This window comes from Streptomyces sp. NPDC052052 (assembly GCF_040680455.1).
Classification (GTDB): Bacteria; Actinomycetota; Actinomycetes; order Streptomycetales; family Streptomycetaceae; genus Streptomyces.
Window position 1 is genome coordinate 1 of record NZ_JBFAWU010000046.1, and the last position, 15,142, is coordinate 15,142.

Below are 15,142 nucleotides of genomic sequence, written 5' to 3' on the forward strand. Positions count from 1 at the left end.
CCCCGGAAGGGCGGCTGGTGCTGGTCGGGCACTCGATGGGCGGCATGACGATGATGGCACTCGCCGAGCAGTACCCGCAGCTCATCCGGGACCGGCCACAACAGGGCCCTGTGCGCTGAGCGTCATGCGCTGAGCGGGAACACCTCGCCCAGCTCCCGGAACACCGCGGTGTTCAGTGTGAACGCCTGCTTGCACTCGTCGATGATGCGCTGCTTCTCCAGGTCGTCCACGTCCACCGCGTCCAGCAGCTCGCGGTAACCCCGCTTGAACGAGGCGGGGTTGGTGATCCCCTCGAAGACGTAGAACCGGACCCCGTCGCCCTTGCGTGCGAAGCCCCAGGTCCTCTCCGCCTTGTCGCGGATGATCTGGCCGCCCGAGAGGTCGCCGAGGTAACGGGTGTAGTGGTGCGCGATGTAACCGGCGGGCCAGGTGCGGGCGCACTCGGCGACCCGGGCCGCGTACGCGGCCGTGGCGGGCAGCGGCTCCAGGCCCTCGCGCCAGTCGGCGCCGCGCAGATGGGCCAGGTCGCGCTCCAGCTCGGCCGTGCGCATCAGCTCGGACTGGATGAACGGACCCGCGACCGGGTCGTTCCGCAGCGCCTGCGCCCCTTCCTCCAGTGCCTGGTACACGAACCACAGCTGCTCGGTGTAGCGCGTGTACGCGTCCACTCCGAGGCGTCCGCCCAGCAGGTCGCCCATGAAGGTCGTGGTCTCCGCCTCGGTGTGCTGTTCGTGCGAAGCGGTGCGGATGAGCGTCGAGAAGGGCGTGGCGGCGGTGGTGTCCAAGGTGGGCCTCCGGGGATCGAGGAGGGACGGGAAGTCCTGCGAGCGGTGCTGGAACGCAGGGGGCGAACCGGCAGAAGCATCGGCAGCGGCTGCATGCGGCAGCGGCTGTCGACATCCCTCATCCTGCTACTTAGGCTTACCTAAGTCAACAGCTTCCCGACGTCCTGTCGGTAAAAACGATACGCTCGATTTGGTCCACATGCCGATGGGTTAGCGCTTTCTGGCGCTTTGGGCTGTTTGGGTTGGATCGCGGCCATGAGGGCGATGGCCGCGGTGGGTAGGCGGTCCGTCATCCGCACAGCGCGCTCCCATGCGAGGCACAGGTCGCCGACAGCGTCGAACGACAGACTGGGCTCATGTCCAACCGCCCAGCGGCACATGGCGGCACCGTCCGTGTGTTGATTGTCGATGACGAGCCCGAGCTGACCGAGCTGCTGTCCGCCGCCGTCGCCGATGCCGGCTGGCAACCCTTTCTCGCCGGGGACGGACACGGCGCGCTCCGCATCGCACGGGGGTGCGACCCGCATGCGGTCGTTCTCGACTGGATGCTGCCCGACCTGGACGGACTGCAGGTACTGCGCAGACTGCGTTACGAGAACGAGAAGCTGCCCGTCCTCATGCTGACCGCGCGGGACGCGGTCGACCACCGGATCGACGGGTTGTCGGCCGGTGCGGACGACTACGTCACCAAACCCTTCTCCCTGGAAGAGGTCATGCTGCGGCTGCAGGGGCTGTTGCGCCGTTCCGGTGTCGGCATCGATGGGGCGCACGCGGACGAGTCCGTGAGAACGCTGGGCGACCTGGTGATGTCGGAGAAGACGCGCGAGGTGCAGCGCGCCGGCACGCCGGTCACGCTCACGGCCAAGGAGTTCGACCTGCTGTGGTTTCTGATGGGCCAACCGCGGCAGGTGTTCAGCAAGGCCCAGTTGCTCGACCACGTGTGGAACAGCTCGTTCGACGGGGAGGGCAACCTGGTCGAGGTCTACGTCTACAGTCTCCGTTCCCGGATCGACAAGGGCCGGGCGCCGATGATCCACACCGTGCGCGGGGTCGGGTACGCCATCCGGGCAGCGGACGAAGAGGCGTGACGGAGCGTCAGCAACGATGGGGAGTGGCCCGTTGGGCGCGGGGCTGGTCCCTGCGGGCCCGGATGACGCTCTTCATGTCCGTGATCCTGGTTGTCGTCTGCACGGCCATGGCTCTCTCCACCGCCCTGGTCCAGCGTGTCTACCTGCTCGGCGACCTCGACCAACGCGTCATGAACGCCGCCGAACGGAGCCAGGGAGGGCTGCTCCGCCGGTCGAGCGACACCGCCGACCTGGGGTTCCTCAACGAACGGGGGCAGCCGGTCGGCATCCTCGCGGCCCGGTTCGACGCGAACGGCCACGTGCTCGCCGCGGAGGTGGTGACCGAGGACGGCCACCTGGATGTCCTCACCGCCGCCCAGCGCACCGCCCTGGACGGGCTCGCCCCGGACGCCTCGCTGCACACCCGTACCATCCCCGGACTCGGCACCTACCGACTGACCGCTCTGGGTGGTGACGGGATCTCGGTCCTGGCCGGACTCCCCATGTCCGACGTACAGCGCATGACCGACGGCCTGGTGGTGGTGGAAGTCGTGATCGGGGCCGTCGGACTCGTCTGCGCGGGCAGTGTCTGCACCGTGGTCGTCCGGCGTCAGCTGCGCCCGCTCGGGCGCGTGGCCGCCACCGCCGCCAAGGTCTCCCGCTCGCCCCTGAACTGCGGCGAGGCCGTGGTGCTCAGCCGGGTTCCCCACCAGGACACCGATCCCGCCACCGAGGTCGGCCAAGTGGGCAGCGCACTGAACCGCATGATCGAGCACGTCGAGTCCTCCCTCGCCGAACGGCAGCGCACCGAGGAACGCATGCGCCGTTTCCTCACCGACGCCGGCCACGAACTCCGTACACCGCTCGCATCGATCGCCGGATACGCCGAACTCATGAACCGCGGCACCGGGAAGATGGCGCCGGAGCTGGCCTGGCGACGCGTCTCCGCGCAGTCGGCGCGCATGACCGGGCTGGTCGAGGACCTGCTCCTGCTCGCCCGGCTCGACGAGGGCCGCCCCCTGCGCACGTCGGAGGTGAACGTGGCGACCCTCGTCGCGGAGGCGGTGTGGGACGCGCGCGCCGCCGGGAGCGACCACGACTGGCAGGTGGCTCTGCGCCTGGACGCCCCCCTGAGCATCAGCGGTGACCAGGCCCGCCTCCACCAGGTGCTGGCCAACCTGCTCACCAACGCCCGCACGCACACCCCGCCCGGCACACGGATCACCGTGATCGTGGAGGCCACGGCCGCACAGTGCGTGGTCCGGGTCCGTGACAACGGCCCCGGCATCCCCCGTGAACTCCTCCCGTCGGTCTTCGAACGCTTCACCCGCGCCGACGCCTCCCGCTCCCGCACCGCCCGGTCGGACGGCGGCACCGGTCTCGGCCTCGCCATCGCCGCCGCGATCACCCAGGCGCACGGCGGCCGGATCGAGGTGCGCAGCGAGCCGGGCGACACCGAGTTCACGGTGACGCTGCCCACGGCGGGCACACCGGATCCCGAACCGTCGCCCGGGCGCGCGAACTCAAAGGTGTTTCGTAGAAAGCCAGCTCAGGACCGTCGGCGTGACCTCGCATGAGGACCCGCGCGAGCCCGGACCGCGGTCCGTTTCAGTTTGCCCTCAGTTCGGTCCGTCACAGTGGCCCACGATCGGCCGGCCGAGGTGGACGCGCCCACGACGAAGGGAACCGACGACGATGACCGAGCTCGATACCGAGGAGACCGCAGCGCCGGAACCGCAGCGGAAGTCCGGCCACCACGGCCTGGCAAGCCGCCGCAACTTCATGCGGAAGGCCTTCTTCGCCTCCGGCGCCACCGCGGTCGTGACGATGGGCGGCGCGGGGGCCTGGTCCGCGATGGCGGACGACACCACGGGCACGGCCGACGCCTCGGAGAGCGCTCCTCCGAGCGGCGCGCCCAGCGACGGTCCGGGTGGTCCGGGTGGTCCGGGCGGAGGCGGTCCGGGCAACCAGACGATCACGGAGGACTTCTTCGGCCTGACCACCGACGGCAAGCGGATCGACGACCTGTTCACGATCCATTCCACGAAGGTGGCCACCGCGCCCGTCATCGCCGCCGCGAACGCCTTCCTGGCCGGCCTCACCGACACCCAGAAGACCGCGACCCAGTTCACCGTCCACTCCACGGAGTGGCGGCTGTGGAGCAACGTCGACTCCTACGACCGGCAGGGAGTCTCCCTCGCGGATCTGACGGATGAGCAGAATGCCCTGGGGACCGCCCTGTTGAAGGCGGCCCTGAGTGCGGAGGGGCTGGAGACCACCGAGAAGATCCGGAAGATCAACCAGGCGGCCGGCGAGGCGATCGGCAACACCGACTCCTTCAACGAGGACGCCTACTACTGGACCCTGATGGGCACGCCCTCGGCCACCGAGCCGTGGGGATTCCAGTTCGACGGCCACCACCTGGTCATCAACTACTTCGTCCTCGGCGACCAGGTCGTGATGAGCCCCTGCTTCTGGGGTTCGGAACCGACCTCGATGAAGATCGACGGCGAGACGGTGACCGTGTGCCACGAGGAGGTTCTCGCGAGCCTCGCCTTCATCCGTTCGCTCACCTCGGCCCAGCAGTCCGTGGCCATCGTCTCCTCGACCAAGTCGAACGAGTCCATGAAGGCCGGCGCCTTCTCCGACAACGCGGTCCAGGCCTACGAGGGCATTCGGGGCAACGCGCTCAACGGCGCCCAGAAGAAGAAGCTCCTCGGCATCGTCGAGGCCTTCGCCGGCCGGGCGAAGGCGGACGCGGCCAAGGTGCGCATGGCCGAGGTCCGCTCGCACCTCAGCGACACCTACGTCACCTGGGCCGGCGGTACCGGCGACGACGACGCCTTCTACGTCCGGGTGCACAGCCCCGTCGTCTGGGTCGAGGTCGACTGCCAGGCCCCGGGCCCGCTGCGCGGCGCGTACGGCGCCACCGACGGCGTTCCCACCCAGATGCACGTCCACTCCATCATCCGCACGCCCAACGGCAACGACTACGGAAAGGAGCTCCTCCGGCAGCACTACCTGACCTCACCCCACCACAGGTGAGCCGAAGTCCTGAAGCCGTCTGTCATCGCGGAGGCCGTGCCCGTCCGGGCACGGCCTCCGTCGGCGACTCGGCTGCTGGGCCCCGGGTGGTTACGGGAGCGTGAGGATCTCGGCGCCCGTCTCCGTCACCACCAGCGTGTGCTCGAACTGGGCGGTGCGCTTGCGGTCCTTCGTCACCACGGTCCAGCCGTCGTCCCACATGTCGTACTCATGGGTGCCCAGCGTCAGCATCGGCTCGATGGTGAACGTCATCCCGGGCTGCATCACGGTGGTCGCGCGCGGGCTGTCGTAGTGCGGAATGATCAGGCCGGAGTGGAACGAGGAATTGATCCCGTGCCCGGTGAAGTCCCGCACCACCCCGTACCCGAAGCGCTTCGCGTACGACTCGATGACCCGTCCGATCACATTGATCTGCCGGCCCGGCCGGACCGCCTTGATGGCGCGGTTCAGCGACTCCTCTGTGCGTTCCACGAGCAGCCGGGACTCCTCGTCCACGTCGCCGCAGAGATACGTGGCGTTGTTGTCGCCGTGCACACCGTGGATGTACGCGGTGACGTCGAGGTTCACGATGTCGCCGTCGCGCAGCACCGTGGAGTCCGGGATGCCGTGGCAGATCACCTCGTTCAGCGAGGAACAGAGCGACTTGGGGAAGCCCCGGTAGCCGAGCGTCGACGGGTAGGCGCCGTGGTCGCACATGAACTCGTGGGCGACCCGGTCGAGTTCGTCCGTCGTGACTCCCGGCGCGATGTGCTTCGCGGCCTCCGCCATCGCCTGCGCGGCGATCCGCCCCGCGATGCGCATGCGCTCGATGGTGTCGGCGTCCTGGACCTCCGGACCGGTGTACGGCGTCGGGGCCGGCTTGCCCACGTATTCGGGGCGCCGGATCTTTCCGGGCACGGAGCGGATGGGAGTGATCTCCCCGGGTACGAGCAGCGACTGGCCAGACATATCAGCGAGTCTAACCAGCGTGCGTGGGGCAGCATGGCCCCGAGGGAAGGAGCTGGAGATGGCCCTGTTCAAGAAGCGCACGGTCGGCAAGCCGGGCGAGTGGTACTACTGCCTGCAGCACCAGAAGGTCGAGGAAGGGCCCGAGTGCCCGGCCAAGGACCGTTTCGGGCCGTATGCCTCACGGGAAGAGGCCGCGCACGCGATGGATATCGCGCAGGAGCGGAATCTGGAGTGGGAGACGGACCCCAGGTGGCACGACCGGGGGAAGCCGTCCGACCCGGAGGCGTGAGCGAGGACGCCGACCGGTTCGTGCCACCCGGCCCGGAGGCGTGAGCGAGGGCTCCGGGCCGGAATCCGGCCCCCATGGACCTGCGCCTCTCACGCACCGGAGGGGCTGGGCTCCGCGGCTTTCCCCGCCCCCGGCTCCGCCCCTGCCGTCGTACCCGGCTCCGCTCCCGCACCGCGCTGGGCGCGCCTGCGCACGGCGTCCTCGTCCGTCTCGGAGTCGTACGTCAGCAGCTTCGGCAACGCCGCCGTGAGCAGGGCGACCGAGGCGACGCACGCCACACCCCCGCTCCAGATCGCCGAGCGGGTCCCGGTCCAGCCCGCCATCGCACCGGCCCGCACCTGGCCCAGTTGCGGGCCGACGCTGTACGAGAGCACCTCGATGCCCGCCAGCCGGCCCCGCAGCTCCTCCGGGATGGTCTGGTTCCAGATGGTGGAGCGGCCCAGGCCGCTGAGCATGTCGCCCGCGCCCGCCACCGCCAGACAGACCAGGACGGGCCACACGGTGTCGAACCAGCCGGCCGCCGCGATCGCCAGCCCCCAGACCGCCGCCCCGCACACCACGAACAGCCCGTGCCGGCGTACCCGTGACGTCCAGCCGCTGGTCAGCCCCAGAACCAGCGAGCCGACCGACCCCGCCGCGTACATCAGGCCGAGCGACCACTCGGCGTCCAGCTCGTCCGCGAGGAACGGGAAGATCGTGTTCGGGAAGGCGAAGAACATCGCCGCCAGGTCGACCGCGTACGTCCCCAGCAGCACCGGCCGGCTCCAGGCGTACCGGGCGCCCTCGGCGATGCCGCGCAGGGAGGGCCTGCCGGTGTCCCGGGCGGGCGGCGCGGGTGCCAGGCGCAGGCACAGGAGCACGGACACGGTGAAGGTGACCACGGTGACCGCGTACGCCGTGGCGTGTCCGGCGTAGGCCACCACCAGTCCTGCCACCGCCGGGCCGGTGATCGCGCCGAACTGCCAGCGCAGTGAGTTCAGCGCGGCGGCAGCGGTCAGCTGGTCGTGCGGCACGATCCGGGCCATCAGGGAGTCCAGCGCGGGCCGCTGGAGTCCGGAGAGCGCGGAGACCCCGCCCGCGACCAGATAGAGCGGCCAGAGCATCGGGCCGGGCAGCGCGGCGTTGACCAGGAGGACGAGGGCGAGCAGCCCCAGCCCCGCCTCGGTGCCCAGGATCACCTTCCGGCGGTCGGTGGAGTCCGCCAGCGCCCCGCCGTACAGACCGAAGACGACCAGCGGCACCAGCTCGACCGCCCCCATCGCACCGACGGCCAGCGGCGAACCCGTCAGCTCCTTGATCTGGAGCGGCAGCGCGATCAGCGCCATAAAACTGCCGAAGTACGTCACCAGCCCCTGGAACCACAGCAGCCGGAAATCGGCCGAGGAACGCAGCGGCGTGAGGTCGGGCAGCAGGGCGGCCAGCCGGGCGGCCGGGGAGGAAGCTGAGGTCACGAGGGGTCATGGTCCGTGCCGCGGACGTGTTCGGCAATCGAATTCCGCGAGGCCGCCGGCCGATCCCGGATCCCGGTGAGTAGACAACGGACCGTGCCCTCTGGTGGCGGGCAGTAATGTCGAAGCCATGACTACACAGGACAGTGGAAGCTCTCCCAAGCCCCCCGCCAAGGACCCCTGGGACCTCCCCGACGTCTCCGGGCTGACCGTCGGCGTGCTCGGCGGCACCGGACCGCAGGGCCGCGGACTCGCCTACCGGTTCGCCCGGGCGGGACAGAAGGTGATCATCGGCTCCCGTGCCGCCGAGCGCGCCCAGGCCGCCGCCGGTGAACTGGGCCACGGCGTCGAGGGCGCCGACAACGCGGAGTGTGCGCGGCGCAGCGACGTCGTGATCGTGGCCGTGCCGTGGGACGGCCACGGCAAGACCCTGGAGTCGCTGCGTGACGAGCTCGTGGGCAAGCTCGTCATCGACTGCGTCAACCCGCTCGGCTTCGACAAGAAGGGCGCCTACGCCCTGAAGCCCGAGGAGGGCAGCGCCGCCGAGCAGGCCGCCGCCCTGCTGCCGGAATCCCGGGTGACCGCCGCCTTCCACCACCTCTCGGCGGTGCTGCTCCAGGACGAGGCCATCGAGGAGATCGACACCGACGTGCTGGTGCTGGGCGAGGCCCGCGCCGACACCGACCTCGTCCAGGCGCTGGCGGGCCGGATCCCCGGCATGCGCGGCATCTTCGCCGGGCGGCTGCGCAACGCGCACCAGGTCGAGTCGCTGGTCGCCAACCTGATCTCGGTGAACCGCCGTTACAAGGCGCACGCCGGGCTGCGCACCACCGACGTCTGAGCCGGACGCTTCTGCCGCCCACCCTCCCGCGAGCGGAAAGGGGCATGAGAGACACTGGACGGGACCGTGCATCACCCCGGACAGGAGCTGCTCCCCATGCCCCGCCTCGCTCTCTTCGCCACCGTCGTCTGTGTCCTGGCCGTCGTTGCGGCCGTGATCTCGTTCGTCCAGGGCAGCTGGCTCGGGATCATCTGGGTGCTGATGGCCGGGCTCTCGTCGAACATGGCGTGGTTCTACGTGCGCCGGGAGCGCGCCGCGTCCGCCGCGGGCTGAGAACCACCGGTCCTTCGGGCCGCACCGGCGCCGTAGCGCGTCGTGGAGCGCCGCCGGTCAGCCGGCGGTGCAGACCGGTGCGGCCGTCCGCCAGAAGCGATAGGTGTCGAAACCGCAGTACGTCGTGAGCTCGCTGATGCCCAGGGCCCGCAGCAGGCCGTGGATCGCGTCGAAGAACACGTGGTTGATCTCGGGAATCCACAGCACGGCGAAGACCGCGAGCAGCCCGAACGGGGCGAACGACTCGACCTGTCGGCGGATCCGGTGGGGGAGCCAGGGCTCGATCACCCCGTAACCGTCCAGCCCCGGGACCGGGAGGAAGTTCAGGATCGCCGCGGTGACCTGGAGCAGGGCCAGGAATCCCAGGGCGTACTGGAAGGCGACCGGAACGCCGTCCAGGGCGTGCAACCAGAACGGTGCCGTGCAGACCGCCGCGAACAGCACGTTCGTCAGCGGGCCGGCCGCCGAGATCAGACTGTGCTTCCAGCGCCCGCGGATCCGGCCCCGCTCGATGAAGACCGCACCGCCGGGCAGACCGATCCCTCCCATGATCACGAACAGCACCGGCAGGACGATGCTCAGCAGCGCATGGGTGTACTTCAGCGGATTGAGGGTCAGATAGCCCTTCGCCCCGATCGAGATGTCCCCGCTGTGGAGAGCTGTACGGGCATGGGCGTACTCGTGCAGGCAGAGCGAGACCACCCAGGCCGCCGTCACGAAGAGGAAGAGCGGGAAACCGGTCCGCGGCGCGAAGCCCGTCCACACCGCCCATCCCGATATCGCCATCACGGCGACGATCCCGAGGAAGACCGGGCTGATCCGCCGGTCGCTGCGGGCTGCTGCGGTGTTCATCGGCGGACTCCAGACGGCTGGCCGGCAGGGGAACCGGGCGGCGGGCGATGACAGCGACCGTACCGGCGACACGTCCCGAACGCCTCGCGTCCGGACGACGGTTCCTGGAGGGTGGGGGCCATGACGAGCCTTCCCCGCACGCGGCACACCCGGCCGCGACCGCACGCGTGTCCCTTACCCGAACCCGGTCACGGAGAATAGGCGCGTGCGCTACTGCATCCTCGGGACCACCCAGGCACTCCGAACCGACGGCGAAACCGTTCCGGTCGGCGGGGCGCGGCTGCGCGCCCTGCTCACCGTCCTCGCGCTGCGCCCCGGCCGCACCGTTCCGGCAGCCGTGCTCGTCGACGAGGTCTGGGACGGCGATCCGCCGGCCGACGCGGTGGGGGCGCTGCAGGCGCTCGTGGGCCGGCTCCGGCGAGCCCTCGGCCACGCCGCCGTCACGTCCGCGGAGAGCGGCTACCGGCTCGCCGCCGAACCGGACGCGGTGGACCTGTACCGCTTCGAGCGGCTCGCGGGGGAGGGGGCGCGGGCGCTGGAGGAGGGCGATCCGGCGAAGGCCCAGGCCGTGCTCGACGACGCACTCGCCCTGTGGCGCGGACCGGCCCTGTCCGATCTGCCGGACCGCGGCGCCGTCGCGGCCCGCTGGGAGGCGCGGCACCTGGACGCCCGCCGCGGCCGGCTCGCCGCCGCCCTGGCGCTCGGCCGGGTGGACGAGACCCTGCCCGAACTGGTCGCCCTCTGCGTCGAGCACCCGCTCGACGAACCCCTCCAGGCGCTGCGGCTGCGGGCTCTGCGCGACGCGGGACGTACCGCGCAGGCGCTGGCCGCGTACGACGAGGTGCGCACCCTGCTCGCCGACCGTCTCGGCACAGACCCCGGTCCCGAACTGCGTTCCCTGCACGCCGAGTTGCTCCACCAGGCTCCGGATCGACCGGTCGCGGCAGCCGAGCCGGTCCCGGCCGCCCGTACCCGGGCCCCCGCCGTCCCGCAGGGCAACCTCCGGGCCCGGCTCACCAGTTTCGTCGGGCGCGAGGGCGACATCGAAGCCCTGCACGAGGACCTCTCGCACGCCCGGCTTGTCACCCTCCTGGGCCCCGGCGGGGCGGGCAAGACCCGGCTCTCCCAGGAGGCCGCCGAATCCGTCGCCGCCGCCTGGCCGGACGGTGTCTGGCTGGCCGAACTGGCCCCCGTCGACGACCCCGAGGCGGTCCCGCAGGCCGTGCTGACCGCGCTCGGCGCCCGCGAGACCGTGCTGCGCGGGGCCGGCGCCGAGGAGCTGAGGGTCGCCGAGGGCAACGCCGGCGACCCCCTCGTACGCCTCACCGAGTACTGCTCACGGCGCCGGATGCTGCTCCTGCTGGACAACTGTGAGCATGTCGTCGGGGCCGCCGCCACCCTCGCCGACCATCTCCTCGCCCACTGTCCGGAACTCACCGTGCTGGCCACCAGCCGCGAACCCCTCGGGGTGCCCGGCGAGTTCGTCCGGCCCGTCGAGCCGCTGCCCGACCCGATGGCGCTCCGGCTGTTCACCGACCGCGGCGCCGCCGCGCGGCCCGGCTTCCGGGCCGACGCGGACGAGGAGACCGCGGCAGCCGCCGCCGAGATCTGCCGCCGCCTCGACGGACTGCCGCTCGCGATCGAACTCGCTGCCGCCCGGCTGCGGATGCTCACCCCGCGCCAGATCGCCGACCGGCTCGACGACCGGTTCCGCCTGCTCACCAGCGGCGCCCGTACCGTCCTGCCCCGCCAGCAGACGCTGCGTGCCGTCGTCGACTGGTCCTGGGACCTGCTCGACGACTCCGAACGGGCCGTGCTGCGCCGCCTGTCGGTCTTCGCGGGCGGCTGCACCCTGGCCTCCGCCGAGGCCGTCTGCACGGACGAACCGCGGGGCGTGCCCGAGGTCGCCGGGCTGCTCGGCTCGCTCGTCGACAAGTCCCTCGTCGTCGCCGCGCCCGCCGACGACGGCGAGATGCGCTACCGGCTGCTGGAGACCGTGGGCGAGTACGCCGCCGAACGGCTCGACGAGGCGGCGGAGCGGGACGCCGTGGAGCGGCGCCACCTGGTGCACTTCCGGGAACTGGCCCGGACCGCCGATCCCGAGCTCCGCGGCGCCGGGCAGCGAGCCGCCATCGACCTCCTTCAGCGCGAGTACGAGAACCTCCGCACCGCCCTGCGCCGGGCCGTCGCCGCCCGCGACGAGCAGGAGGCGCTCTGCTTGGTGCTGTCGCTGTGCTGGTACTGGCAGATGCGCGATCTGCGCACCGACGCCCTGCACTGGGCCGACATGGCCGCCGCGCTGGGCCCCGACCCGTTCGCCGGGCCCGCCGAACCCGCGCCGTCCCTCCACGAGCGCTGCACCGACGCGCCGCCGCCCATGTCGCCCGAGCTGCTCCAGGAGGCACGGCGCCAGGTGGCCCTGGTCCAACTGGTCAGCATGGACCACTCCCAGGACGTGTGGACCGACGAAAGGGGAATGGCCCGGCTGCGCGTCATCGCGGACACCTACCATGCGGGCCAGCCGCAGACCTGCCGCACCCCGGCGTCGCTCTGGTTCTTCGCGGTCCTGCTCACCGGCGGTACCGACGACCTGCGCGAGCTGCTGAACGAAACGGTCAGCGCCAGCCGGGAGCTCGGCTACGCGTGGGAACTGGCCGGTGCACTCCAGATGCGCGCCAACGTGCTGGCCAACCGGTCCGAATGGGCGGGGGACGCGCGCCGTGACGCGGATGAGAGCCTGGAGATCTTCGTCCGTCTCGGCGACGACTGGGGCGTCGCCGAAGCCCTCTCCTCCCGGGGCGAGGCCAATGAGAAGCGGGGCGACTACCCCCGCGCCGCCGAGGACTACCGGGCCGCCATCGGCTACGCGGAGAGGCTCGGCGCCCCGTCCCAGGTCTCGGTCCTGCGCGCCAGGTACGCGTCCGCGCTCACCGAACTGGGCCGCGGCGACGAGGGCGAGGCGATCCTGCGGGAACTGCTCGCCACAGGACGCCGGGCAGGGCACGAGGCGATGCCCGCCGCCCGGCTCTTTCTCGCCCTGTGGCTGGGCCGCAGCGGGCGCACCGGCGAGGCACGCGAGCACCTGGCAGCCCTGCGCGAGGAGTTCAGTTCCGAAACGATGGCGATCTTCGAAGGGTTCGTGCTGGGCGCCCTGGCCTGGCTGGACAACCAGGACGGGCGCCACGCCGAAGCCCTGCCCCGGAGCCTGGAGGCTCTGGCGCGCTCGCGCGACCGGATGGCCCAGATGGTGGCGCCCCACATGGCCGTGGTCTATCTGGTCACCCTCGCCCGGGCCCTGGCCGGAATCGGCGGCGAGCGGCGGGCCGCGCTCGCGGCCCGGCTGCTGGGCGCCGGTCGGGGGCTGCTGCCCCGGGCGTATGTGCCGACGTCGATGGAGCGGCAGGACTACGACCGGGCGGAGGAACTGGCCGTCGCCGTGCTCGGCAGGGACGCCTACGACGCCGCGTACGCCGAAGGCGGCGGCCTCTCCCTGGAAGAGGTCACCGCCCTCGTCGAGGCGTACCGGGACTGACCGCACCCCGGCCGGACGGCCGGTCAGGACTTCTTGCGAAACCTGGCGACCGCGAGCGGAGCCATCACCGCGGTGATCACCACCGCCCAGCCGAGCGTCACCCACACGGGGTGGGCGACCGGCCCACCCATCATCAGACCGCGCGCCGCGTCCGCCAGATTGGACAGCGGGTTGTAGTCGGTGAACGTCCGGAGCCAGCCGGGCATCGTCTGGGTCGGGGCGAAGATCGAGGAGCCGAACTGGAGTGGCATCAGCACGAGCATCCCCATGCCCTGAACCGCCTGGGCCGTCTTCATGGTCAGACCGAGCAGGATGAAGATCCACATGATGGCGGCGCCGAACGCGGCCGACAGTGCGATCGCCTCGATCAGCCCGAGCACCGAGCCGTGCAACTCCATGCCGAGCGCGAAGCCCATGACCAGCAGGATCAGGGTGGCGACCATCATCCGGCCGAGCTCGACCACGATCTTCGCGATGAGGACCGAGGAGCGGGCGATCGGCATCGTCCGGAACCGGTCCATGACCCCCTTGCGGAAGTCGTCGTTGACACCGGTGCCGACCGCCATCGCGATGTTCATGCCCATCATCGCCATCAGACCGGGGATCAGATAGTTCAGATACTCCTGCCGGCCGCCGCCCATGCTGCTGCCGACCGAACCGCCGAACACGTACACGAACAGAAGCGTGAAGATGATCGGCATCAGGAGCGCGTCGAACATCGACTCCGGATCCTTCTTGATCTGGAGCAGATTGCGCCGCACCAGCGCACCGATGTGGCGCAGATTGTTGCGCACCCCGATCCGGCCCTCGTCGTGCAGTGCCTTCACCGGCGCGGACTCGGTCGGGGCGGGCGTCAGAGTCGCTGTGCTCATGCCGCGACCTCCTCGGGGATCGTGTCGGTGGCGGAAGTGCTCTTCTCGCCGGTGATGGCCAGGAAGACCTCGTCCAGGCTGGGCAGCGCGGTGGCGACGTGCGCCAGCGGGAAGCCCCGGGTGCCGAGCAGGCCGATGACGGCGGTCAGCTGCTCGTCGCTGAGGATCGGTACGTACAGCAGCCCCTCGTCCGGGACGGCCTGCGCACCCGCGACCCCGTCCAGGCCCGCTTCCCGGATCGCCTGCGCCATCGCGGGCAGCTGCGCCGGGTCCGAGGGCCGGATCTGCAGGGTGCGTCCGCCGACCTTCGACTTCAGCTCGTCCACGCCGCCACGGGCGATGATCCTGCCCTGGTCGATGACCGTGAGCTCGTTGGCGAGCTGTTCGGCCTCCTCCATGTACTGGGTGGTGAGCAGGACCGTCGCCCCCTCCGCGACCATCCGCTGCACCTCGTCCCACACCTCGTTGCGGGTCCGGGGGTCGAGCCCCGTGGTCGGCTCGTCCAGGTAGAGGACGGCCGGGCGGCCGATCATCGAGGCGGCCAGGTCGAGCCGGCGCCGCATGCCGCCGGAGTAGTCCATCGCGGCCCGCCGGGCCGCGTCGGTGAGGGAGAACCGCTCCAGGAGCTCGTCGGCCCGGGACCGGGCCGCCTTGCGCGACAGATCGAGCAGCCGCCCGATCATGTAGAGGTTCTCCCAGCCGGAGAGCTTCTCGTCGACCGAGGCGTACTGGCCGGTCAGACCGATGGTGCGGCGCAGCTGACGGGGCTGCTTCACCACGTCGTAGCCCGCCACGACGGCGTGCCCCGCGTCGGGGACGATCAGGGTGGACAGGCAGCGCACCAGGGTGGTCTTGCCGGCGCCGTTGGGGCCGAGCACACCGAGCACCGTGCCTTCGCGGACATCGAGGTCCACGCCGTCCAGGGCCCTGGTCGAGCCGTAGTGCTTGACCAGTCCCCGGACCTCGACGGCGTTCGGGCCGCTCCTGGGGTTCTTGTCGATTCGCGTCATGTCCACCAGGGGACCAGGCGCCACCGACAGCCCGCCGACAACAGGCCGACAGCCCGCCGATGGGGGATGTCGGCGGGCTGTCGGTGGTGCGGGCAGTGGCTTGTGCCGGGGGGCCGGCCCGCGGGCCGGGACGCGGGACAGGTCCATGCCCAACAGCGGCAGGGCGTCCAACAGAGCCGC

The 15,142-nt window shown here is 71.1% G+C and carries 13 protein-coding genes and 1 pseudogene; 8 read left to right on the forward strand and 6 right to left on the reverse strand.

The window, feature by feature from the left end; all coding sequences use genetic code 11:
* Nucleotides 1-95, forward strand: a pseudogene (locus AB0L71_RS32415) (alpha/beta fold hydrolase); the annotation flags it as partial.
* Nucleotides 96-122: 27 nt separating this feature from the next.
* On the opposite strand, the gene AB0L71_RS32420 reads toward AB0L71_RS32415, so the two are convergent.
* Nucleotides 123-785, reverse strand: a complete 663-nt coding sequence (locus AB0L71_RS32420) for a biliverdin-producing heme oxygenase (RefSeq protein ID WP_365250250.1) — start codon at nt 783-785, stop codon at nt 123-125.
* Nucleotides 786-1,141: 356 nt separating this feature from the next.
* On the opposite strand from AB0L71_RS32420, the gene AB0L71_RS32425 reads away from it, so the two are divergent.
* The 3 genes from AB0L71_RS32425 (at nt 1,142) to AB0L71_RS32435 (ending at nt 4,897) form a co-directional block, all read left to right on the forward strand.
* Nucleotides 1,142-1,873: a response regulator transcription factor gene (locus AB0L71_RS32425; RefSeq protein WP_365250253.1), complete on the forward strand. Its 732-nt coding sequence runs from the start codon at nt 1,142-1,144 to the stop codon at nt 1,871-1,873.
* 62 nt (nt 1,874-1,935) lie between these two features.
* Nucleotides 1,936-3,429: an ATP-binding protein gene (locus tag AB0L71_RS32430; protein ID WP_365250284.1), complete on the forward strand. Its 1,494-nt coding sequence runs from the start codon at nt 1,936-1,938 to the stop codon at nt 3,427-3,429.
* A gap of 118 nt (nt 3,430-3,547) precedes the next feature.
* Complete coding sequence (locus AB0L71_RS32435; RefSeq protein WP_365250256.1) at nt 3,548-4,897, forward strand: DUF3500 domain-containing protein; 1,350 nt, start codon at nt 3,548-3,550, stop codon at nt 4,895-4,897.
* Between the two features lie 90 nt (nt 4,898-4,987).
* On the opposite strand, the gene map is transcribed toward AB0L71_RS32435, so the two are convergent.
* Complete coding sequence (map, locus tag AB0L71_RS32440; RefSeq protein ID WP_365250258.1) at nt 4,988-5,845, reverse strand: type I methionyl aminopeptidase; 858 nt, start codon at nt 5,843-5,845, stop codon at nt 4,988-4,990.
* Between the two features lie 58 nt (nt 5,846-5,903).
* Between map and AB0L71_RS32445 the strand changes: the two genes are divergently transcribed.
* Complete coding sequence (locus AB0L71_RS32445) at nt 5,904-6,134, forward strand: hypothetical protein (protein ID WP_365250261.1); 231 nt, start codon at nt 5,904-5,906, stop codon at nt 6,132-6,134.
* An 89-nt stretch (nt 6,135-6,223) separates the two neighbouring features.
* Here the strand turns inward: AB0L71_RS32445 and AB0L71_RS32450 are convergent, their stop codons facing one another.
* Nucleotides 6,224-7,585, reverse strand: a complete 1,362-nt coding sequence (locus AB0L71_RS32450; RefSeq protein ID WP_365250264.1) for an MFS transporter — start codon at nt 7,583-7,585, stop codon at nt 6,224-6,226.
* Between the two features lie 127 nt (nt 7,586-7,712).
* Here AB0L71_RS32450 and npdG point away from each other — a divergent pair, with 127 nt between their 5' ends.
* Entirely contained in the window at nt 7,713-8,423 is a 711-nt protein-coding gene (npdG, locus tag AB0L71_RS32455; RefSeq protein ID WP_365250267.1) for an NADPH-dependent F420 reductase, read from the forward strand.
* 96 nt (nt 8,424-8,519) lie between these two features.
* Entirely contained in the window at nt 8,520-8,696 is a 177-nt protein-coding gene (locus tag AB0L71_RS32460) for a hypothetical protein (RefSeq protein WP_365250270.1), read from the forward strand.
* 57 nt (nt 8,697-8,753) lie between these two features.
* Here AB0L71_RS32460 and AB0L71_RS32465 read toward each other — a convergent pair whose 3' ends face one another.
* Nucleotides 8,754-9,548: a site-2 protease family protein gene (locus tag AB0L71_RS32465; protein WP_365250273.1), complete on the reverse strand. Its 795-nt coding sequence runs from the start codon at nt 9,546-9,548 to the stop codon at nt 8,754-8,756.
* Nucleotides 9,549-9,753: 205 nt separating this feature from the next.
* On the opposite strand from AB0L71_RS32465, the gene AB0L71_RS32470 reads away from it, so the two are divergent.
* Nucleotides 9,754-13,080, forward strand: coding sequence for a BTAD domain-containing putative transcriptional regulator (locus AB0L71_RS32470; protein ID WP_365250276.1), 3,327 nt, complete (start codon nt 9,754-9,756; stop codon nt 13,078-13,080).
* 23 nt (nt 13,081-13,103) lie between these two features.
* Here the strand turns inward: AB0L71_RS32470 and AB0L71_RS32475 are convergent, their stop codons facing one another.
* Both AB0L71_RS32475 and AB0L71_RS32480 read right to left on the reverse strand, forming a co-directional pair.
* A complete protein-coding gene (locus AB0L71_RS32475) occupies nt 13,104-13,952 on the reverse strand; it encodes an ABC transporter permease (RefSeq protein WP_365250278.1) in 849 nt (282 codons plus the stop codon).
* Nucleotides 13,949-14,962, reverse strand: a complete 1,014-nt coding sequence (locus AB0L71_RS32480) for an ATP-binding cassette domain-containing protein (RefSeq protein WP_365250281.1) — start codon at nt 14,960-14,962, stop codon at nt 13,949-13,951. The genes AB0L71_RS32475 and AB0L71_RS32480 overlap by 4 nt, the downstream gene beginning before the upstream one ends.
* Nucleotides 14,963-15,142 lie beyond the last annotated feature (180 nt).